Annotated in this window: 21 protein-coding genes; 18 read left to right on the forward strand and 3 right to left on the reverse strand. The window is 64.2% G+C overall.

Annotated elements, in window-relative coordinates:
• Positions 1–61: 61 nt before the first annotated feature.
• Positions 62–790: a class I SAM-dependent methyltransferase gene (locus CK221_RS13685; RefSeq protein ID WP_095778089.1), complete on the forward strand. Its 729-nt coding sequence runs from the start codon at positions 62–64 to the stop codon at positions 788–790.
• A 30-nt stretch (positions 791–820) separates the two neighbouring features.
• Here the strand turns inward: CK221_RS13685 and CK221_RS13690 are convergent, their stop codons facing one another.
• Positions 821–1,279 carry a GNAT family N-acetyltransferase gene (locus CK221_RS13690; RefSeq protein WP_095778090.1) on the reverse strand — a complete coding sequence of 153 codons (459 nt, stop codon included), beginning with the start codon at positions 1,277–1,279 and terminating at the stop codon, positions 821–823.
• Positions 1,280–1,473: 194 nt separating this feature from the next.
• On the opposite strand from CK221_RS13690, the gene CK221_RS13695 reads away from it, so the two are divergent.
• Complete coding sequence (locus CK221_RS13695) at positions 1,474–2,244, forward strand: sulfite exporter TauE/SafE family protein (protein WP_095778091.1); 771 nt, start codon at positions 1,474–1,476, stop codon at positions 2,242–2,244.
• A 38-nt stretch (positions 2,245–2,282) separates the two neighbouring features.
• On the opposite strand, the gene CK221_RS13700 is transcribed toward CK221_RS13695, so the two are convergent.
• Complete coding sequence (locus CK221_RS13700; RefSeq protein WP_095778199.1) at positions 2,283–2,834, reverse strand: DUF2269 family protein; 552 nt, start codon at positions 2,832–2,834, stop codon at positions 2,283–2,285.
• 523 nt (positions 2,835–3,357) lie between these two features.
• On the opposite strand from CK221_RS13700, the gene CK221_RS13705 reads away from it, so the two are divergent.
• The 16 genes from CK221_RS13705 to ftsH all read left to right on the forward strand — a co-directional run bounded on the left by CK221_RS13705 (position 3,358) and on the right by ftsH (position 18,528).
• On the forward strand, positions 3,358–3,888 hold the full coding sequence (locus tag CK221_RS13705; protein WP_095778092.1) for a DUF1465 family protein: 531 nt from the start codon (positions 3,358–3,360) through the stop codon (positions 3,886–3,888).
• A 212-nt stretch (positions 3,889–4,100) separates the two neighbouring features.
• The gene (ruvC, locus tag CK221_RS13710) at positions 4,101–4,613 is read left to right on the forward strand and encodes a crossover junction endodeoxyribonuclease RuvC (protein ID WP_095778093.1); all 513 of its coding nucleotides are present in this window, start codon (positions 4,101–4,103) and stop codon (positions 4,611–4,613) included.
• 53 nt (positions 4,614–4,666) lie between these two features.
• Complete coding sequence (locus CK221_RS13715; RefSeq protein ID WP_095778094.1) at positions 4,667–4,936, forward strand: AbrB/MazE/SpoVT family DNA-binding domain-containing protein; 270 nt, start codon at positions 4,667–4,669, stop codon at positions 4,934–4,936.
• Positions 4,914–5,333, forward strand: a complete 420-nt coding sequence (locus CK221_RS13720; protein ID WP_082980671.1) for a type II toxin-antitoxin system VapC family toxin — start codon at positions 4,914–4,916, stop codon at positions 5,331–5,333. Before CK221_RS13715 ends, CK221_RS13720 begins: the two co-directional genes overlap by 23 nt.
• Before the next feature lie 10 nt (positions 5,334–5,343).
• Complete coding sequence (gene ruvA, locus CK221_RS13725) at positions 5,344–5,964, forward strand: Holliday junction branch migration protein RuvA (protein ID WP_095778095.1); 621 nt, start codon at positions 5,344–5,346, stop codon at positions 5,962–5,964.
• Positions 5,965–6,007: 43 nt separating this feature from the next.
• The gene (gene ruvB, locus CK221_RS13730) at positions 6,008–7,045 is read left to right on the forward strand and encodes a Holliday junction branch migration DNA helicase RuvB (RefSeq protein WP_067002199.1); all 1,038 of its coding nucleotides are present in this window, start codon (positions 6,008–6,010) and stop codon (positions 7,043–7,045) included.
• Positions 7,046–7,172: 127 nt separating this feature from the next.
• Entirely contained in the window at positions 7,173–8,075 is a 903-nt protein-coding gene (locus CK221_RS13735) for a metallophosphoesterase (protein ID WP_095778096.1), read from the forward strand.
• 144 nt (positions 8,076–8,219) lie between these two features.
• Complete coding sequence (ybgC, locus tag CK221_RS13740; RefSeq protein ID WP_095778097.1) at positions 8,220–8,693, forward strand: tol-pal system-associated acyl-CoA thioesterase; 474 nt, start codon at positions 8,220–8,222, stop codon at positions 8,691–8,693.
• A 407-nt stretch (positions 8,694–9,100) separates the two neighbouring features.
• Positions 9,101–9,811 (forward strand): protein TolQ, encoded by a 711-nt coding sequence (gene tolQ, locus CK221_RS13745; protein WP_067001789.1) that lies wholly within the window; start codon positions 9,101–9,103, stop codon positions 9,809–9,811.
• A gap of 9 nt (positions 9,812–9,820) precedes the next feature.
• Positions 9,821–10,282 (forward strand): protein TolR, encoded by a 462-nt coding sequence (tolR, locus tag CK221_RS13750; RefSeq protein ID WP_067001793.1) that lies wholly within the window; start codon positions 9,821–9,823, stop codon positions 10,280–10,282.
• Between the two features lie 7 nt (positions 10,283–10,289).
• Entirely contained in the window at positions 10,290–11,444 is a 1,155-nt protein-coding gene (locus CK221_RS13755; protein WP_067001796.1) for a TonB family protein, read from the forward strand.
• A 79-nt stretch (positions 11,445–11,523) separates the two neighbouring features.
• Positions 11,524–12,804, forward strand: coding sequence for a Tol-Pal system beta propeller repeat protein TolB (gene tolB / locus CK221_RS13760; RefSeq protein ID WP_245299761.1), 1,281 nt, complete (start codon positions 11,524–11,526; stop codon positions 12,802–12,804).
• Between the two features lie 317 nt (positions 12,805–13,121).
• Positions 13,122–13,628, forward strand: coding sequence for a peptidoglycan-associated lipoprotein Pal (pal, locus tag CK221_RS13765; RefSeq protein WP_067001802.1), 507 nt, complete (start codon positions 13,122–13,124; stop codon positions 13,626–13,628).
• Between the two features lie 270 nt (positions 13,629–13,898).
• Positions 13,899–15,044: a tol-pal system protein YbgF gene (gene ybgF / locus CK221_RS13770; RefSeq protein ID WP_095778098.1), complete on the forward strand. Its 1,146-nt coding sequence runs from the start codon at positions 13,899–13,901 to the stop codon at positions 15,042–15,044.
• 51 nt (positions 15,045–15,095) lie between these two features.
• Positions 15,096–16,487: a tRNA lysidine(34) synthetase TilS gene (gene tilS, locus CK221_RS13775; RefSeq protein WP_095778099.1), complete on the forward strand. Its 1,392-nt coding sequence runs from the start codon at positions 15,096–15,098 to the stop codon at positions 16,485–16,487.
• Between the two features lie 106 nt (positions 16,488–16,593).
• Positions 16,594–18,528, forward strand: a complete 1,935-nt coding sequence (ftsH, locus tag CK221_RS13780; RefSeq protein WP_067001810.1) for an ATP-dependent zinc metalloprotease FtsH — start codon at positions 16,594–16,596, stop codon at positions 18,526–18,528.
• A gap of 385 nt (positions 18,529–18,913) precedes the next feature.
• On the opposite strand, the gene CK221_RS13785 is transcribed toward ftsH, so the two are convergent.
• Positions 18,914–19,777: a hypothetical protein gene (locus CK221_RS13785; protein WP_095778100.1), complete on the reverse strand. Its 864-nt coding sequence runs from the start codon at positions 19,775–19,777 to the stop codon at positions 18,914–18,916.

Here is a 19,777-nt window from a genome sequence, read left to right on the forward strand (position 1 = left end):
AGCTCCTGATGGACGCTAACGAAACGACCGCTAGGTTAGCAAGCGAAAGCACGGGAAGAGCATGGCGCAAAATATCTACGACAAGGCCGATTTCTTCGAAGGCTACAGCCGTCTGCATCGTTCGGTGGAAGGGTTGGACGGCGCGCCCGAGTGGCCGGTTCTGCGCGCCATGCTGCCGAAGGTGGGTGGTCTAAGCATCGTCGATCTCGGTTGCGGCTTCGGCTGGTTCTGCCGCTGGGCGCGGGCGCACGGAGCCAAGCAGGTTCTGGGCCTCGACCTGTCGGAAAGGATGCTCGCCCGAGCACGCGCCGCCGGCTCCGACGAAGCCATAGCCTATGAGCGCGTCGACCTCGACGAGCTGAGCCTGCCGAAGGCGCGCTTCGACCTCGCCTATAGCTCGCTTGCCCTGCATTATGTCAGCGATGCCGCGCGGCTGTTCGCGACGGTTTACCAGGCCCTGGTCCCTGGCGGGTTCTTCGTCTTCTCGACGGAGCATCCGATCTTCATGGCTCCAAGCAATCCGGGCTGGTCCGTGGACGCCGCAGGAAGGAACGTCTGGCCCGTCGATCAGTATCTGGTGGAAGGGCCGCGCACGACCGACTGGTTCTCCGAGGGCGTGGTGAAGCACCACCGCACACTCGGCACCACGCTCAACAACCTGATCCAGGCCGGGTTCATCATCGGCCGCGTGGAGGAATTCTGTCCAACTGAAGGGCAGATCGCCGCCAGGCCTGAACTGGCCAAAGAGGTCGAGCGGCCGATGTTTCTTCTGGTTCAGGCGCGACGATGAGAGGTCGGCGGCATCGCCGGCGCGGGTGCGTCAAGGATCCAGCTTGTAGCCGATGTGGCTCGCCTTGAAGCCGAGCCGTTCGTAGAAGCGGTGCGCGTCGAGCCGGCTCTTGTTGGTCGTCAGTTGCACCACCCTGCAGCCGCGCTCGCGGCATCTTTCGATCGCCCATTCCAGCAGGCTATGCCCGAGCCCCTCTCCGCGCCGGCTCGCCGCGACGCGCACCGCCTCGATCTGGCCGCGCCAAGCGCCCTGCAACGACAGGCCCGGGATAAAACTGATCTGCAAGGTGCCGATGACTTCGGCGCCGTCCATCATCACCGCCAGGAAATGGTTCGGGTTGCCGTCTATGGCCGCGAAGGCGTCCTGATAGGCTTGCGCCAAAGGCACGCTTGCATTCTCGCGGGCGCGGCCAAGCGCGTCATTGGCAAGCATCGCGACGATCGCCGCAAGATCGGCTTTGTCCGCGCGGCGGATCAGGACTTCGCTCATCGTCAAACCTCATGCTGGGCGGGTGACCTTATGCATGGCCCGCCGCCAGCCGCAAACTCGGCAGGCCGGATTACGGACAGTTGATCGCGCGCCGACCGGCTGACGGGCGCGCTTCGGCTATCGCGGTCTTTCGCTTTGTGGTCTATTGCAAGTCTCCCGCCATCCTCCAGCCGTTTCTTGTCCCCGTATCTCCCATGTCAGGCCTGCTCAGCGATCCCTGGTTCTATGCCGCCGCCATTCCGGCGGTCATCCTCGTCGGCCTGTCGAAGGGCGGCTTCGGCGGCGCCGTCGGCTTCGTCGGCGTGCCGCTGATGGCGCTGGCCATCCCGCCGGTGCAGGCGGCGGCCATCCTGCTGCCGATCCTTTGCCTGATGGACATCGTTTCGGTGTGGACATGGTGGGGCGTCTATGACCGCAAGATGCTGGTCGACATGATGCCTGGCGCCGTCATCGGCATCGGCCTCGGCTGGCTGACGGCGGCCCTGGTGACGGAGGAAATGGTGCGGCTGATCGTCGGCGCGGTCGCGCTGGTCTTCGTCCTGCGCTGGATCTATCTGCAGTTCCGCCACGGCGCCGACCACGAGGTGGAGCCGAACCGCATCGCTGCGGCGTTCTGGGGCATCGTTGCGGGCTTCACCAGCTTCGTCGCCCATGTCGGCGGCCCGCCCTTCCAGGTCTATGCGCTGCCAATCCGGCTCGACCCGAAGGTGCTGTCAGGGACGGCGGCGATCTTCTTCGCCGCTACCAACGCGATGAAGCTTATTCCCTATTTCGCGCTTGGCCAGTTCGACAGCACCAATCTCACCGCATCGTTTGCGCTGATGCCGCTGGCGCCGCTTTCCACCATCGCCGGCGCCTGGCTGGTGCGCCGCATGCGGCCGGAGGTGTTTTATCCGTTCACATACGCGACGGTGGCGGTGGTGGCGCTCAAGCTGCTCTGGGACGGTATTGCCGGCCTGATGTAACGGGCAGGGCGGCGCACCGGCCGCCCGCCACAGAAGGATCAAGCGGCGCTCGGCACCAGCTGGCGGCCGCCGCCAAGCGCAAGCGCTGCGCCGGACGCGATCACCAGCACCATGCCGGCGAGGATGCCGATGTCGTGAAGCGTAGGCTTCAGCACCATGTCGGCGATGATCACCAGCATCACCGCGTAGTCGAAACGCGCCCAGCGCATCATGCGCTGGCCGATGGCGAGAACCGCCGGCGTCACGCCTTCCTTGGCGACCATGGCCCCCATCCGCTCGCCGGTCGGCTTGAAAACGAGCATGCCGATCGAGAAGGTCGTGGCGTAGCCGACAAGGCCGATGATGATCCACAGGTCGGAAAAGCCGACCCAGAAGCCGCACATGATCAGGCCGAAAATCAGGGTGAGCATCGACATCGGCGCGAAGAAGCGGCCGCCGAGCTCGCCGCTCGCCCGCATCGCTTGCAGCCTGTCCTGGATGTTGCCGGCGCGCTCGGCGAGCACGCCGAGCAGGAACAGGACGAAGCCGCCGCCGACCCACAGGATGGCCGAGACGACGTGAAGGAATTTGACGATCGAATACCAGTCCATGGTGTGCTCCTGCATTTCTTGATTGGTGGCGGCCTCGACTGCGCCCGCATTGAGAGGAGCGGGCGTTTAGCGCGGAGCGTGTTTCGAAACGATGTCGCGGCGGCGGGACCGATGTTTCGGTGCCACGATATGCGGCCAAGGTCTTGATGGCTCGGGAGGGAGCCGGGCCGTCCCGTTCCGGCACAGGAAAAGTCCGTTCGCTTGAAAATTCCGCGCGGCGTTAAGGCTTCATTAAGCTTTACAGGCGTTTACTAGGACCATCCAGTTTGTCTGGATTCTTACCGAGTGGTTGGAGCCACTTTGTTTGACGCCTCCCTGTTAAACTCCTGAGAGCCGCCTTATCCGCGGCTCTTTTTTTGCGCGTTGGCCGCCGGCGGACAACGCGCCTCGGCGTTAACCGTTTGTTAAACATGCGCTTGCCTTCATGGGCATCGAAGCGCATTTTCAAGCCTCAGTCGTTTAAGGGTGCAGGACGTATCGGCAAGGATGCCGAATCGACTTGCGGCAGTGCAGGGGCGTATCGATGAACGAGCCTTCGAAGGGCAGCGCGAAAACCATAAAGCTCGCGGAACGCCGGGTTTTCTCCCAATCCTTTAAGCCGCTTTACCAGGAGGGCATGGGCCTGGTCGAACAGGCGGCCGAATATCTTGACGGCAAAGGCAGACTCGAAGCCAAGAAGCTGTCGCGCACGGCGGCGACGCTCTATGCGGCCGAATCGATGCGTCTTACCACGAGGCTGATGCAGGTCGCCTCCTGGCTGCTTTTGCAGCGGGCGGCCAATTCCGGCGAGATGACCCGCGACCAGGTCGCGTCTGAAAAATCCAAGGTGCGGCTCGATACCGCTTCCGCGCATGACGAGGCACTGGGCTGGAGCGAATTGCCAAAGGACTTCCTGGATCTGGTGAGCCGGTCGCTGCGCCTGCAGGCGCTGGTGAAGCGCATGGACGAGGAGATCTACGGCGGCGCCATGAACGACACGCCTGCCGCCGGCCGCCGCGCCAACTCGGTCTCCGATCAGATCAGCCTGCTGAACACGGCTTTCGCCCGCGGCTAACAGGCTGCTCCACAATCCGCTCTGATGGCCATCTGGCGCCGTTTTTTGCGCGTCCGGTGCTCGCGTACCAAAGCACGCTCCGCACCGGTTCTCGAGAACGCCGCCTCACGACTCATCGGATCGAATTCTGAAGCAGCCCATCCCGGCACAGGCTGTTTCTGGTTTGTTCACAATTCACTGGCATCGCCATGCGGAGCGGTTAGACTTGGCGCATGGGGGAAGCGATTCGCATCATCGGCATCGATCCGGGCCTGAGACGCACCGGCTGGGGCATCGTCGAGAGCCTCGGCAATTCGCTGCGCTTCGTCGCCTCCGGCACCGTGCGTTCCGACGACAAGGCGCCGCTCGCAACGAGGCTCTGCCAATTGCATGATGGGCTCGCCGAAGTGCTGCACCAGGCCATGCCGCATGAGGCGGCGATCGAGCAGACCTTCGTCAACAAGGATGCCACAGCGACGCTGAAGCTCGGCCAGGCGCGCGGCATCGCCATGCTGGTGCCGGCGCGCGCCGGGCTGGCGGTCGCGGAATACGCTCCCAACGCGGTCAAGAAGGCGGTGATCGGCGTCGGTCACGGCGAGAAGAAGCAGATCCATATGATGGTGAAAGTGCTGATGCCGAAAGCGGTGTTCGAGACCGACGATGCCGCCGATGCCCTGGCCATCGCCGTATGTCATGCGCATCACCGTCAAAGCGTCGCCTACCGAATGGCGGCGCTGGCCGGGTAATGTTCTTGACTTGTTCTCATTTGCGCAGTAAGTAATACCTTCGGAGTATTACCATGCGTGTGACCACCAAAGGGCAAGTCACGATCCCCAAACAAATTAGGGACCACTTGGGCATAGGCCCAGGTTCGGAGGTCCAGTTCGTGGCTACGGACGAGGGCGCCCGGCTTGTCGCCGTCAACGAAAACATTTCGGAGGAGGAAGCTGCCCGCAAATTCAAAGAGGTCCTCGGCAAGTTGGAGGGGACGCTGGATTTGGGCGGCATGACGACGGACGAGTACATGGAGTGGTTGAGGGGACCACGTGAAAATCTCGACGTTGATTGACACAAACGTGCTCATTGACGTCTGGGGTCCGGCTGGGCCGCTGACGGAATGGTCTTCGTCCGCGATTATCTCCTGCCGACGCGATGGCGCGTTGGTCATCAACAGCATCGTCTGGTCCGAGCTTGCTCCCCTGGTTGCTTCCGAAGCAATGCTGAGGAAAGCAGCCGAGAGGCTTGAAATGGATCGCGAGTTTTTGCCCTGGGAAGCCGCATTCTTGGCTGGGGTGGCACATTCCCGTTATCGGCGGGCCGGCGGTGTTCGAGAGCGGACTTTGCCGGATTTTTTCATTGGTGCTCATGCTGCCGTAGCTGGTCACCGCCTATTGACGCGCGACGCTCCTCGCTATCGCAGCTATTTTCCCGACCTCGAAATCGTCTCTCCGGAAACGCATCCATGAAGGCCAGGACATGATCGGCAAGCTGAAGGGCACGCTGGATGAGATCGACGAGGATTCCTGCGTCGTGGACGTTCACGGCGTCGGCTATGTCGCCCATTGCTCGGCGCGCACGCTTGCCGCGCTGCCGTCCCCCGGCGAGGCGGTGGTGCTGTTCATCGAGACCTATGTGCGCGAGGACATGATCCGGCTATACGGCTTTCAGACCCCGCTCGAGCGCGAGTGGTTCCGCCTTTTGATGAACAATGTGCAGGGCGTAGGCGCCAAGGTGGCGCTGGCCGTGCTGTCGACGCTGGCGCCGCCCGACCTCGCCAATGCGATCGCGTTGCGCGACATCGCCATGGTGTCGCGCGCACCGGGCGTCGGCAAGAAAGTGGCCGAGCGCATCGTCACCGAATTGCGCACCAAGGCGCCGGCCTATGCGGGCGCCGCCACCGGCACGATCAGCCTCAAGCAGGAGCTTGGCGAAGGCGTGGCGGCAGCACCCATCACCGACGCAGTCTCGGCGCTGGTCAATCTCGGCTATTCGCGCGACATCGCCGCCAATGCGGTGGCCGCGGCCCTAAAGTCGGCCGGCGAAGGGGCGGATGCCTCGAAGCTGATCCGCTTCGGCCTGAAGGAGCTGGCCCGGTGAGGTGGCGCTTGTCCCGGTCCTTGCCGTATGCAAGGAAGACCGCATGAGCCTTTCGCCCCGTCTCATTGCCCCCGACAAGCGCGGCGAGGATGCCGACCAGAGCTTGCGGCCGCAGTCGCTTGACGAGTTCGTCGGCCAGGCTGCGGCGCGTGCCAATCTCAAGGTCTTCGTCGATGCCGCCAAGAGCCGCGGCGAGGCGCTCGACCATGTGCTGTTCGTAGGCCCGCCGGGGCTCGGCAAGACGACGCTGGCGCAGATCATGGCGCGTGAGCTCGGCGTCAATTTCCGCTCTACGTCGGGGCCGGTCATCGCCAAGGCCGGCGACCTCGCGGCGCTGCTCACCAATCTCGAGGAGCGCGACGTGCTCTTCATCGACGAGATCCACCGGCTCAATCCGGCGGTGGAAGAAATCCTCTACCCGGCGATGGAGGATTTCCAGCTTGACCTCATCATCGGCGAGGGGCCGGCGGCGCGCTCGGTCAAAATCGATCTTGCCCGCTTCACGCTGGTTGCGGCGACAACCCGGCTCGGACTTTTGACGAATCCTCTGCGCGACCGTTTCGGCATCCCAGTCAGGCTCAATTTCTACACGGTCGAGGAACTGGAGCAGATCGTGCGCCGCGGCGCCCGCATCCTCTCGATGCCGCTCGGTGACGACGGCGCGCTGGAGATCGCGCGCCGCGCTCGCGGCACGCCGCGCATTGCCGGACGTCTGTTGCGCCGGGTGCGAGACTTCGCCTCCGTCGCCGGAAACGGCCATGTCGATAAACGCATTGCCGACGAGGCGCTGACCAGGCTGGAAGTCGACGGGCTCGGCCTCGACGCGCTCGACCGCCGGTATCTCTCGATGATCGCCCGCAACTTCGGCGGCGGACCGGTCGGCATCGAGACGATTGCGGCTGGGCTGTCGGAACCGCGCGACGCCATCGAGGACATCATCGAACCCTATCTGATCCAGCAGGGCTTCATCCAGCGCACGCCGCGCGGCCGCGTGCTGACGGCCAATGCCTGGCGGCATCTCGGCCTTGAAGCACCGAAAGACCTCGCGCAGCAGCAGATCAGCCTGTTCCAGGAAGAGTAACGGACATTTGTTCGTCGGACGCGCTTTGAAGGGCTTCCTGCGCGAAATCTCCCCAGCTCCGCCAAGCTGAAGGCACAATTGCAGCCTCTAAGGCAGCTGACGCATTTCCAGGGGTCGGGGCTGACCGATGATCACCAGACGTGGCTTTCTGCGCCTCATCGGCGGATCGTTCCTGTCCATGGTGTCGTTGAGCGCCTATGCGGTCGGCATCGAGCCGATGCTGCTCGCCCATGTCAAACGCTATTCGCTGACGCCGCCGCACTGGCCCGCAGGCCTCAAGCTGCGCGTCGCAGCACTGGCCGACATTCATGCCTGTCATCCCTGGATGACCTCGGAGCGGATCGCCTCGCTCGTCGAAAGGACGAATGCCCTGCAGCCAGACTTGATCGTGCTGCTTGGCGACTATGTCGATGGAATGCGGCTGGTCACGGCCGAAGTGTCTGCACCGGAGTGGGCCGCCGCTTTGTCAGGGCTGAAGGCCCCGCTCGGCGTGCTCTCGATCCTCGGCAATCACGACTGGTGGCACGATCATGCGGCGCAACTGGCCAAGGCCGGGCCGACGGCCGCGCGCAGGGCACTGGAGAGCGTCGGCATCCCGGTGCTGGAAAACGACGTGGTGCGGCTGGAGAAGGACGGGCATGGCTTCTGGATCGCCGGACTTGCGGACCAGCTGGCAATCCGGCCAAGCAAAGCCCTTGGCCGCCACGGCTTCAAGGGTCTCGACGACCTCGGCGGGACGCTTGCCAAGGTGCAAGGCGACGAGCCGATCATCCTGCTCGCGCATGAGCCGGACATCTTTCCGAAAGTGCCCTGGCGGGTTTCGCTGACGCTTTCGGGCCACACCCATGGCGGGCAGGTGCGGCTGTTCGGCTATTCGCCGGTCGTGCCGTCCGACTTCGGCAACCGCTACGCTTATGGCCATGTCGTCGAGAACGATCGTAACCTGATCGTTTCCGGCGGGCTCGGCTTCAGCATCATGCCGGTCCGGTTCGGCATGCCACCAGAGATCCTGCAGATCGACCTCGGGTAGCTCCGGTATTTTCACGCGGACGGAAAACCGCGCAGGCGCCAAGCGCCAGAACCCCCGCCATCAAGGCTTGATCATCGCGCCCAACAGTGCCATCCGGTTCTCGCGCCAAACACCTGCCTGTTCGGGCCTGAAAAGGAAAGCGCGATGGACGATCATGGTGAATCCGCAGCGCTCAGCGCCGGGCTTTCGGGGACGCTGACGCAATCCGGCCATCGCCTGATGGCCCGCGTCTACTATGCCGACACCGATTTCTCCGGCGTCGTCTACCATGCGCGCTATCTCGAATTCTTCGAACGCGGGCGCTCGGACTATCTCAGGCTCGCCGGCGTCCATCACACCGAGCTTGCCGATGGCAAGCATGGCGAGCGCATCGTCTGGGTGGTCCGGCGCATGGAAATCGAGTTCCGTTCGCCGGCCCGCATGGACGACATCCTCACCATCGACACGCGCACCGAGGACATTTCGGGTGCCCGCATCTTCATGGCGCAGCAGTTGAAGCGCGGCGGCGAGGTGCTGGTCGAGGCGAAGGTCGAGGCGGCGATCATCGGCGAGAACGGCCGGCCGCGCCGATTTCCGAAGGAATGGATCGCGGCCTTTATGCCGAAGGCGAGCGACTGATCACCGTGAACCGGCTTCGGCCTAATGCATGTCGCGCAGAAGTTTGCCCGGTTCTGGACAACGACATGCATCAAGCAAGGCCTTAAAGAGCGGCGCCTGAATCCGATTGAGCGCGACCCCGCTTAGGGCACTGACCAGCCGCGTCTAGGCGTGGCGCCGGCCGGGTGGGCGCGGCAATGCGCCACGCTTCATATCCTAACCCATCCTTAACCATAACGGTTCATGAAGGAATTGGTGAAGATTGGCGCAATTCGTGTGCCTTCCTTTCACCAAGATTTGCCCCGAAAACGCCGCGAAACGGTGCATTCGGGGCTTGTCCCGCGGGCTTCAGGCTTCGCGCGATCGGACCAAAGGGATGCCATGGGCCAGCCGCCAGCGATGCCCGGAAAAATCTTAAGGACGTAGTCATGGAAAACATCGCACTCGCCGACCCGGGCGCGCATTTGTCGATATGGGCCTTGTTCATGCAGGCCGGCTGGGTGGTCAAATTGGTCATGATCGGGTTGCTGTGCGCCTCGATCTGGACCTGGGCGATCATTATCGACAAGCTTGTCGCCTATAGCCGCATGCGGATGGCGCTCAATCGCTTCGAGCAGGTGTTCTGGTCGGGACAGTCGCTCGAGGAGCTCTACCGCACGCTCGCCGACCGCAAGACCACCGGCATGGGCGCGATCTTCGTTGCCGCCATGCGCGAATGGAAGAAGAGCTTCGAGAAGGGCGCCAAATCGGCGCTGGCATTGCAGACCCGCATCGACAAGGCGATGGATCTCGCGCTGACCCGCGAGATGGAAAGGCTGGAGGGTCGGCTCGGCTTCCTTGCCACCACGGGTTCGGCCGCGCCCTTCATCGGCTTGTTCGGCACCGTAATCGGCATCATGACCTCCTTCCAGGCGATCGCCGCCTCGAAGAACACCAGCCTGTCGGTCGTGGCGCCCGGCATCGCGGAAGCGCTGCTGGCGACGGCCATCGGCCTGCTCGCGGCCATTCCGGCCGTAATCGCCTACAACAAGCTGTCATCGGATGCGAACAAGCTCGCCGTGCGCATGGAAGGGTTTGCGGATGAGTTCTCCGCCATACTCTCGCGCCAAATCGATGAAAAAGTCGCGCAGAAGGCCTGAGGTACGATCATGGGTATGTCTGCTGCTAGCGCAGGTGGCATAGGGCGAGGCGGACGCGGCCACCGGCGGCGCGGTCGTCATCATGCCCTGATGTCGGAAATCAACGTCACGCCGATGGTCGACGTGATGCTGGTGCTGCTGATCATCTTCATGGTCGCGGCGCCGCTGCTCACCGTCGGTGTGCCGATCGACCTGCCGGAGACGAAAGCCAAGGCGATGAACGCCGACACGCAGCCGATCCAAATCTCGATCGGCCCTTCCGGCGAGATTCACCTGCAGGAAACCGAAATCCCTCAGGAAGAGCTGGTCGCCAAGCTGCAGGCGATTTCCAAGACCGGCTATGACGAGCGCATCTACATCCGCGGCGACAAAGCGACCAGTTACGGCACCGCGCTGAAGGTGATGGGCCTCATCCAGAACGCCGGCTACAAGAACATCGGCCTGATCTCGCTGCAGGAACAGGACCAGTAGACGCCAAATGCGGACGGGCCTCACCTCCTCGGTGATCTTGCATGCGGTGGCGCTGGCCTTCGGGCTGTTCACGCTCTCCTCGCCGCCCGCCATGCCGGCTTCCGACGTGGAGTCCGTCGCGGTCGACATCGTGCCGATGGAAGCGATCGCGCAGACCCTGCAGGGCGACAAGAAAGCGGTCATGCATGACAAGCCGGCGCCGCTGCCGACCAAGCGCCCGGATATCGTCCCCGACGCGCAGAAGGTCGGCGAGAACAGCGTCGACACCGACAAGCCGGCGACGGACGAGGCCAAGCCGAAGCCGGTCGAGAAGACATCCGCGCCGCCCCCGGCGCCGACGCCGACCGAGAAGCCGGCGGTCGAGGACGTGCCGAAGCCGCAGGAAAAGCCGAAGCCGACCCCGGCGACCGAAGTCGCGCCGACGCCGACACCTAAGGAAGAGGTCAAGCCCGAGCCGGTCAAGCAGACGGAGCCGAAGCCGACACCCGCCAAGGAGCCGACGCCAGCGCCGCCGAAGGACACGACCGCCGCCATCCAGAAGGAAGAGGTCAAGCCGGACGCCGTCGCCGAGGCGATCGCCAAGGAGCAGCCGACCGAGGAGGCAAAGCTTCCGGACTCGGCACCCGCCCCTGCAGCGCGGCCGAAGCCGCAGCCCGCTCCCGCCGAAAGCGCCAAGGCGCCGGAGCGCAAGGACGCGGAAAAGCCGGTGAAGGAAGCTTCCTCGAAGCCGAAGTCGGATGAAAAGCAGTTCAACGCCGACGAGATTTCAGCACTTCTGGACAAGCAGAAGCCGTCGGGTGGCGGCGCCAAGCGCTCCACCCAGCAGTCGTCGCTCGGCGGCGAGAAGGATCAGGGCCAGAAGCTGTCCAAATCCGAGCAAGGCGCGCTCGAAGCTCAGCTCGGCGGCTGCTGGACCTTGCCGGTTGGACTGGAAGGTTCGGAGAACTTCGTCGTCGTGGTCCGCTTCAATCTCGATACCAACGGCAAGCTCGACGGCCGCCCGTCGGTCGAGCAGTCGAGCGGCAACCGGCAGTTCGACGAAAGCGCAGTGCGCGCGGTTCAAAAATGCGACGTGGCCGGCCTGCAGGTTCCCGCCGGCAAGCAGGACATTTGGAACGACATCCGGGTCACCTTCGACCCAAGGGAGATGCTTGGCCTATAGGCCTTGCGTCCGAACCATCAAAGAAGAGAAGCGAGAAGACATGAGATCTTTCCTCAAGCCGCTCCTGACGATTGCAGCCATGGCGCTGGGCATGACGACCGCCGCCACCTTGCCGGCCTGGGCGCTCGTCGAGCTCAACGTCAACAAGGGCAATGTCGAGCCGCTGCCGATCGCCATCACTGACTTCCAGTCCAATGGTGAGCTCGGCGCCCAGATCACCGAGATCGTCACGGCCGACCTCAAGCGCTCCGGCCTGTTCGCGCCGATCGACAAGAGCGCCTTCATCGAGAAGATCTCCGGCCCGGACGCCACGCCGCGCTTCGACGACTGGAAGGTGATCAATGCGCAGGCGCTGGTCACCGGCAGCGTCGGCAAGGAAGCCGACGGCCGCATTCGCGCCCAATACCGGCTATGGGACACCTTTGCCGGCCAGCAGATGGCCGGGGAGCAGTTCTTCGCCAATGACGCCAATACCAGGCGCGTGGCCCATATCATCGCCGATGCGATCTACGAGCGGCTGACCGGCGAGAAGGGTTATTTCGACACGCGCGTCGTCTTCGTCGACGAATCCGGCGCCAAGAACGCGCGCAAGAAGCGTCTTGCCATCATGGACCAGGACGGCGCCAACGTCCGCTACCTGTCGGACGGCCGTTCGATCGTGCTGACGCCGCGCTTCTCGCCGAACCGGCAGGAAATCACGTACATGTCCTATGAGAGCGGACAGCCGAAGGTGTATCTGCTGCAGATCGAGACCGGACAGCGCGAGCTGGTCGGCAATTTCCCCGGCATGACGTTCGCGCCGCGCTTTTCGCCCGATGGCCAGAAGGTGATCATGAGCCTGCTGCGCGATGACGGCAACTCCAACATCTTCGCCATGGATCTGAGAAGCCGTTCGACTACGCGGCTCACCGACTCGACCGCCATCGACACCTCGCCCTCCTATTCGCCCGACGGCTCGCAGATCGTCTTCACCTCCGACCGCGGCGGCGGCAGCGGCCGCTCGCAGATCTACGTCATGGGTGCGGACGGCTCCAACCCGCACCGCATCTCGTTCGGCGACGGCGTCTATTCCACGCCGGTGTGGTCGCCGCGCGGCGACCTCATCGCCTTCACCAAGCAGTCGGGCGGCGAGTTCCAGATCGGCGTCATGAAGACCGACGGTTCGGGCGAGCGCATCCTGTCCTCCGGCTTCCAGCAGGAGGGGCCGACCTGGGCGCCGAACGGTCGCGTGCTGATGTTCTTCCGCGACTCCGCCGGCGGGCCGAAGCTGGTCACGGTCGATCTTACCGGCCGCAACGAGCAGCAGATCCCGACCTCGAACTTCGCCTCGGATCCGGCCTGGTCGCCGCTGCTGGAGTAGGCAGAGGAACGGAAGAATTTAAGAACGGGGAACTGAAGAACTGAGGAAAATGGAGGACCCGGGGCGCTTGTAAATCTCAGAGAGAAGCTGGCCTAATTTCTTCCTTCAATTCCTCAGTTCTTCAGTTCCTCAATTCCCCCTTTTTTCATGTTTTGGCCGCATTTCCGCCTACGGTCGCCGCGCATTGTGAGCCTAGCTAAATCGGCCGAGGACGGCGGCTCGAAACGAAAAATTAACCGTGTTTCTTGAATGCCGGTTAACCCAAACGTGGTTACTGGGTGATCAACGAAATCACTCGAATGCGAAGGAGAGGCGGCATGGGCCGTATCGCAGCACTTACCAGAAATCCGGCGATGATCGCGCTGGTGGCGGCTCTGGCCATCACCGGCTGCGCCTCGAAGAAGACCCCGAACAGCGCCGCCGATCTCGGCCTCAACGGCGCCGGCTCTGCCACGCCCGGCTCGGCCCAGGACTTCACCGTCAACATCGGCGACCGCATCTTCTTCGACACCGACTCCTCGTCGATCCGCGCCGACGCGCAGACGACGCTGTCGCGCCAGGCGCAGTGGCTCAACCAGTACAGGCAGTATGCCATCGTCATCGAAGGCCATGCCGACGAGCGCGGCACGCGCGAGTACAATCTGGCGCTGGGCGCCCGCCGCGCCGCTGCCACCCGCGACTTCCTGGTTTCGAAGGGCGTCGCGGCCAACCGTCTGAAGACGATCTCCTACGGCAAGGAACGCCCGGTCGCCGTCTGCGACGACATCTCGTGCTGGTCGCAGAACCGCCGCGCCGTCACCACGCTCTCGGGCGCCGGTTCCTGACGCGCCGCGCCGGAAATCGATATCGATTTTCGGAAACGCTCATTAGCGCCACAGCGTCCTTGGCGCGTCTGACGACGCGCGGCGCTGTGGGCGGCAAAAATACAACATCGCTGAACGAAAGGCGGCCTCCGAGCCGCCTTTTTCATATGCGACAGCTCGAAACAAAATTTGGCCGAAGTCTCGCGTCCTGCTAAGAGCGCGAGGGCGCTTTATCCCCCTCCGATTTGGAAAGGCGCATCGGGCCAACAGATTTTCACGGCGAGAGACATAATGCATTTCAGAACGGTCCTGAGCGGCACGCTTGCGCTGCTGCTCCTATCAAGCATCGCAGGCATCGCCGCACCGGCGGACAGCGGGCAATCCTCGGACAGCGGCTTCACTTTCCATCTGCCGACGCTGGGCATTTTCGGCGACAAGAAGAAGACCGAGCAGGCGCAAGTCGCCCAGCAGGACGGCGCCGGCATGACCGGTCTGGAGGATCAGATCCGCCAGATGAACGGCAAGCTTGAGGAGCTCAATTTCCAGATCCTGCAAATGCAGGAGCAGATGCGCAAGCAGCAGGAGGACAACGAGTTCCGCTTCCAGCAGCTCGAAGGCGGCTCGCAGGGTGCGAAGCCAACGGGCCAGAAGAAGTCGGAGACCGCGCCGCAGGACGGCAGCAGCGGCAACACGAATATGGGCGATGCTGGCGCCGGCGACAGCGGCACCGACACCAACGTCGCAACGGCTCCGGCGACGCAAGCTGCGCCCGATGCGGCTCCGCAGGACGGCGGCGGCAAGAGCGTCGGCGACGTCATCGTCGAGTCTCAGACAGGCGACCCGGGCAAGTTGATCACCGGCGCGCCGCCGAAGACCTTCGGCACCATTACCGTCGACAAGAACGGCAATGTCGTCAATGCCGACCCCGCCCCGCAGGCGGGCTCGCAGACGGAAGCTCCCGCGGCTACGGCAAACGCGCCTGCCGCCGAGACCGGCGGCAAGCCTGGCAAAAGCAAGTCCGGCGGCACGGTCATGGCCTCGCTGCCCTCGACCAACAATCCGGACGAGCTCTACCGCAACTCCTACCAGTTCATCCTGTCGGGCGACTATCCCACCGCCGAGCAGGGTTTCCGCGACCATATCTCGCGCTTTCCCAAGGACGCCAAGGCGGCGGACGCGCATTACTGGCTGGGCGAATCCCTGCTTGGCCAGCAGAAATATCGCGACGCGGCGGAGGTTTTCCTGGCCGCCAGCAAGGATTATCCGAAGGCCAAGAAGGCGCCCGACATGCTGCTCAAGCTCGGCGTATCGCTGGTCGGCCTCAAGCAGAACGACGTGGCCTGCGCCACTTTCAACGAGATCGGCAAGCGCTACCCGGATGTTTCCGGCACGCTGAAGGAACGCATCAAGCAGGAAAAGGCGCTGGCCTCGTGCTAGCTTGCATGTCGTAGTCCCAGAACCGGGACCGCTTTTGGACGACATGCAGTGATGTTCGATACCGAGACTGACCTTTCGGATCGCCTTTTCCAAGACTTCGACTTCTCCCACGGCGCCGTTGCGGCCGTGTCCGGCGGCAGCGACTCGACCGCCCTTCTTCTTCTGCTCAAGCACCACCTCGACCGAACCCTGCCCGCGGCAAGGCTGCTTGCGGTGACGATCGATCATGACCTCAGACCAAGCTCGGCAGCCGAAGCGCAAGCTGTCGCCCGGCTTTGCGCCGAGCACGGCATCGCGCATCGCACGCTCGTCTGGTCCGGCCGCAAGCCATCGACCGGCTTGCCGGCCGCCGCGCGCGAGGCGCGCTACCGGCTGCTGGCCGAGGCAGCCGAAGGGGAAGGCATCCGCACGGTGGTGACCGGACATACCGCCGACGACCAGGCCGAGACCGTGCTGATGCGGCAAGTTCGTGAAGAGGAGGCCCGCGACGAGGATCCACGCGACGGCCGCGGGCTCGCCGGCATGGCGCCCGCCACGCTCTACGATTGGCGGGTCTGGATCGCCCGCCCGCTGCTCGCCACGCGCCGCGCGGCATTGCGGGAGATGCTGAAGCGTCGCGGCATCGGCTGGACCGAGGATCCGACCAATGTCGACCGGCGCTTCGAGCGGCCGCGCCTGCGCATCTCGCTTGCAGGCAGAGACGGCGAGGCGCGTTTCAAGGAAGCAATCGCGAAGGCCGGACAGGCAGCCGCCGAGCGCGAGAAGCTCGGCCAGCGTGCGGCGGCGCTGATCGGCGCCTTCGCTAGCCAGCCGGCTCCGGGGCTCATCCGCCTCGATCGCGATTTCGCAAGTGGTGAGGATAGCGAAGCCGCCGTCTATGCATTTCGCATCCTGCTCGCCACGGTCGGCGGCGTCACGTTCCTTGTCGACGAGGCGCGTTGCCGGGCGCTGTTCGAGCATCTGCGGTCGGGGACGCTTTGCGCCACATTGTCGCGGACGGTGGTCGACGCGCGCCGCACCGGCATCTTCCTCCACCGCGAGGCCCGCAATCTGCCCGCGGTTCCGGCTGCTGAGCAGGCCCTATGGGACGGTCGGCGGAGGATCACATTGAGCGACAGGCCGAGCGGGTTGGTGATCGCGCCAGCAGGTCCCGGCGCCGCCAAGCGATTTACCCCGGAAGGCGACGTTCCGGCGAGCTTGCTGCGCAAGGCGCTGGCCGCCGAGCCCGCGCTGTGGCGCGGCGGCGAACGCCTTGATTTGGCTGGCGGTGGTGCCGCGCCGCCGGCGACGGCGATCGTTCCTGCGGTGTCGCCCTTCACCCGCTTCCTGCCGTCCTTCGATCTCCGGCCCGCTGCCGCCGTCGCCGCGCTGATCGGCGCGCCGCCGCTGCCGCCCTCGCCTTTTCGCGGCCATGATCGCGGCGGAGCATGGGCGAAAGCTTAACCGAGGCATGCTGTTCTGCTTGGCAAGGGGAGACGCTCTCCCTATGTTAGGCCCAAGCCTCCAATCACCATCGTGGGTCCGCGCGCGGACGCCAACAGGACAATAGATGAATCCGAATTATCGCAACCTCGCGCTCTGGGCGATCATAGCGGTCCTGCTCATCGCTTTGTTCAATCTTTTCCAGACGCCGCAGACGCGCGGCGCTTCGAGCGAGATTGCCTATTCGCAGTTCCTGCAGGATGTCTCTTCCGGCCGAGTCAAGAGCGTGACGATCGCCGGCGCCCGTATCTCGGGCAACTACACGGACAACGCCAACGGCTTCCAGACCTATTCGCCGGGCGATCCGTCGCTGGTCTCCAGGCTGCAGGACAAGAACGTCACCATCAACGCGCGGCCTGAAAGCGACGGTTCGAACTCGCTGTTCGGCTATCTGATCTCGTGGCTGCCGATGATCCTGATCCTCGGCGTGTGGATATTCTTCATGCGCCAGATGCAGTCCGGCTCCGGCCGCGCCATGGGCTTCGGCAAGTCGAAGGCGAAGTTGCTCACCGAGGCGCATGGCCGCGTCACCTTCCAGGACGTCGCCGGCGTCGACGAGGCCAAGGAGGACCTGGAGGAGATCGTCGAGTTCCTGCGCGATCCGCAGAAGTTCCAGCGGCTCGGCGGCAAGATCCCGCGCGGCGTGCTGCTGGTCGGCCCTCCCGGAACCGGCAAGACGCTGCTCGCCCGCTCCGTCGCAGGCGAGGCCAACGTGCCGTTCTTCACCATCTCCGGCTCGGATTTCGTCGAGATGTTCGTCGGCGTCGGCGCAAGCCGGGTGCGCGACATGTTCGACCAGGCCAAGAAGAACGCCCCCTGCATCATCTTCATCGACGAAATCGACGCTGTCGGCCGCCATCGCGGCGCCGGCCTCGGCGGCGGCAATGACGAGCGCGAGCAGACGCTGAACCAGCTGCTGGTCGAGATGGACGGCTTCGAGTCCAACGAAAGCATCATCCTGATCGCCGCCACCAACCGGCCCGACGTGCTCGACCCGGCGCTGCTCAGGCCGGGCCGCTTCGACCGCCAGGTGGTCGTGCCGAACCCCGACATCGTCGGCCGCGAGAAGATCCTCAAGGTGCATGTGCGCAACGTGCCGCTGGCGCCCAATGTCGACCTCAAGGTCATCGCGCGCGGCACGCCCGGCTTCTCCGGCGCCGACCTGATGAACCTGGTCAACGAATCCGCGCTGATGGCGGCGCGTCGCAACAAGCGGCTCGTCACCATGGCCGAGTTCGAGGACGCCAAGGACAAGATCATGATGGGCGCCGAGCGCCGCTCGTCGGCGATGACGCAGGCCGAGAAGGAGCTGACCGCCTATCACGAGGCAGGCCACGCCATCCTGGCGCTCAACGTGCCGACGGCCGATCCGCTGCACAAGGCGACCATCATCCCGCGCGGCCGCGCGCTCGGCATGGTCATGCAGCTGCCGGAAGGCGACCGCTATTCGATGAGCTACAAATACATGATCTCGAGGCTGGCGATCATGATGGGCGGCCGCGTCGCCGAGGAGTTCAAGTTCGGCAAGGAGAACATCACCTCCGGCGCCTCCTCCGACATCGAGCAGGCGACCAAGCTGGCGCGCGCCATGGTCACGCGCTGGGGCTTCTCCGACAAGCTCGGCCATGTCGCCTATGGCGACAACCAGGAAGAGGTCTTCCTCGGCCATTCGGTGGCGCGCCAGCAGAACATCTCGGAAGAGACCGCGCAGATCATCGACGCCGAGGTGCGCCGGCTGATCGACGATGCCTATTCCACCGCCAAGACCGTGCTGACCAAGAAGAAGAAGGACTGGATCGCGCTGGCCGAAGGGCTGCTCGAATACGAGACCCTGACCGGCGAGGAGATCAAGCAGCTGATCGCCGGCCACAAGCCCGCCCGCGACCTTGGCGACGACACGCCGCCCAGCCGCGGCTCGGCTGTGCCGAAAGCCGGCACCGGCGGCCGTCGCAAGAAGGGCCCCGAGCCCGAAGGCGGCATGGAGCCGCAGCCGCAGGGCTAAGGCTCGATCGAAAACGAAACATAAAAAACGACGCCGCGGCTCAGACCGCGGCGTTTTTGTTTGGGAGGTCACAGACGATTGGCGAGTCGCTCGCGGACCGCACCTGCAAGATCGGCGTCCGGCGCAAGCGCCAATCTTCCTTCTGGCTCATCACGCTTCTGGCCTCGCATGGCACCCCGAACCTCCCGCGCAAAACGCACGAAACTGTTCGCGATGTCTTCGCACACCTTTTCGCGATGTCCTCAGTCCATATAGGGGGAGATTGGTAGCTTCGCCGGCGGGGGTTCTTTTGCGGCGCCGATATGCCTCTTTATGCGCGTCCAACGAAAAAGCCCGCGCATCTCGCGATGCGCGGGCCTTTGTCTTGGAGGTAAGCGCTGAGCGATCAGCTCTTCAGCTTGGCGTTGCAGAGGCTGTAGAAGCCGCCGCCCTTCTGGATCCACCGCAGGCCGTTCAGCGTGTTGGCGTCCTTGTTGGCATAGTACTGCTCGAGGCAGGTGTGCATGCGGGCCTTGGCCGGCGTCTCGTTGGCGAATTTCGGCGAGATGGCGGTCGGGAAGGTCACGCCCTTCGGCGCAGCCACGCTGGGCTTTGCCGGTTCCTTGGTGAAAGTCGCCTCGGTCGGAGCCGGCACGGTGTCGTCGTCGTCGCCGGCGCCGCATTCGGTCTTGCGGAAGTCGTTCCACTTCATGCCGTTGAGCTTGTTGGCGGTCTTGGCAGCCTGGTACTTGCTGCTGCATTCGGCCATGGTCAGACCCTTGGCCGAACCACCGTCAGCGGCGGTGGAAGTCTTGCTGGCGGCAGGTTTGGCGGTTGCCGCAGCAGTGGCGCCGGGGCCGCATTCAGCCTTGCGGAAATCGTTCCACTTCATGCCGTTCAGCGTGCCGGCCGCCTTGGCGGCCTGATACTTGGTGCTGCATTCCTTTGCGGTCAGGCCCTTGGCCGTGTCGTCCGAGGCAGCTGCCGTCTTTGCCTTCTTGGTGTCAGAAGCCTTGGTCTCGGTCGCAGCCTTGGTCTCAGTCGCCGCCTTGGTGTCGGTCGCCGCCTTGGTGTCGGTCGCGGCGGAAGCGTCGCTGCCGCACTGGGCCTTGCGGAACTGGTTCCAGGTCTGGCCATTGAGCGTTCCGGCGTCCTTGGCCGCGTTGTACTTGGTGCTGCACTCGGCCATGGTCAGCGCGTTGGCCGGCGCCGCCAGGAACAGGGTTGCGACGGCGATGCCCGTCAATGTTGCAAGTCTATGAATAAGCAT

Origin of the sequence: Mesorhizobium sp. WSM3868 (assembly GCF_002294785.1) — a bacterium.
Lineage (GTDB): Bacteria > Pseudomonadota > Alphaproteobacteria > Rhizobiales > Rhizobiaceae > Mesorhizobium.

Excerpts from the sequence above, each read along its gene's own strand:
- CK221_RS13685 (WP_095778089.1), top strand. The coding sequence starts at position 62 with ATGGCGCAAAATATCTACGACAAGGCCGATTTCTTCGAAGGCTACAGC.
- CK221_RS13690 (WP_095778090.1), bottom strand. The coding sequence starts at position 1,279 with ATGAGCGAAGTCCTGATCCGCCGCGCGGACAAAGCCGATCTTGCGGCG.
- CK221_RS13695 (WP_095778091.1), top strand. The coding sequence starts at position 1,474 with ATGTCAGGCCTGCTCAGCGATCCCTGGTTCTATGCCGCCGCCATTCCG.
- CK221_RS13700 (WP_095778199.1), bottom strand. The coding sequence starts at position 2,834 with ATGGACTGGTATTCGATCGTCAAATTCCTTCACGTCGTCTCGGCCATC.
- CK221_RS13705 (WP_095778092.1), top strand. The coding sequence starts at position 3,358 with ATGAACGAGCCTTCGAAGGGCAGCGCGAAAACCATAAAGCTCGCGGAA.
- ruvC (WP_095778093.1), top strand. The coding sequence starts at position 4,101 with ATGGGGGAAGCGATTCGCATCATCGGCATCGATCCGGGCCTGAGACGC.
- CK221_RS13715 (WP_095778094.1), top strand. The coding sequence starts at position 4,667 with ATGCGTGTGACCACCAAAGGGCAAGTCACGATCCCCAAACAAATTAGG.
- ruvA (WP_095778095.1), top strand. The coding sequence starts at position 5,344 with ATGATCGGCAAGCTGAAGGGCACGCTGGATGAGATCGACGAGGATTCC.
- ruvB (WP_067002199.1), top strand. The coding sequence starts at position 6,008 with ATGAGCCTTTCGCCCCGTCTCATTGCCCCCGACAAGCGCGGCGAGGAT.
- CK221_RS13735 (WP_095778096.1), top strand. The coding sequence starts at position 7,173 with ATGATCACCAGACGTGGCTTTCTGCGCCTCATCGGCGGATCGTTCCTG.
- ybgC (WP_095778097.1), top strand. The coding sequence starts at position 8,220 with ATGGACGATCATGGTGAATCCGCAGCGCTCAGCGCCGGGCTTTCGGGG.
- tolQ (WP_067001789.1), top strand. The coding sequence starts at position 9,101 with ATGGAAAACATCGCACTCGCCGACCCGGGCGCGCATTTGTCGATATGG.
- tolR (WP_067001793.1), top strand. The coding sequence starts at position 9,821 with ATGGGTATGTCTGCTGCTAGCGCAGGTGGCATAGGGCGAGGCGGACGC.
- CK221_RS13755 (WP_067001796.1), top strand. The coding sequence starts at position 10,290 with ATGCGGACGGGCCTCACCTCCTCGGTGATCTTGCATGCGGTGGCGCTG.
- tolB (WP_245299761.1), top strand. The coding sequence starts at position 11,524 with ATGGCGCTGGGCATGACGACCGCCGCCACCTTGCCGGCCTGGGCGCTC.
- pal (WP_067001802.1), top strand. The coding sequence starts at position 13,122 with ATGGGCCGTATCGCAGCACTTACCAGAAATCCGGCGATGATCGCGCTG.
- ybgF (WP_095778098.1), top strand. The coding sequence starts at position 13,899 with ATGCATTTCAGAACGGTCCTGAGCGGCACGCTTGCGCTGCTGCTCCTA.
- tilS (WP_095778099.1), top strand. The coding sequence starts at position 15,096 with ATGTTCGATACCGAGACTGACCTTTCGGATCGCCTTTTCCAAGACTTC.
- ftsH (WP_067001810.1), top strand. The coding sequence starts at position 16,594 with ATGAATCCGAATTATCGCAACCTCGCGCTCTGGGCGATCATAGCGGTC.
- CK221_RS13785 (WP_095778100.1), bottom strand. The coding sequence starts at position 19,777 with ATGCTTATTCATAGACTTGCAACATTGACGGGCATCGCCGTCGCAACC.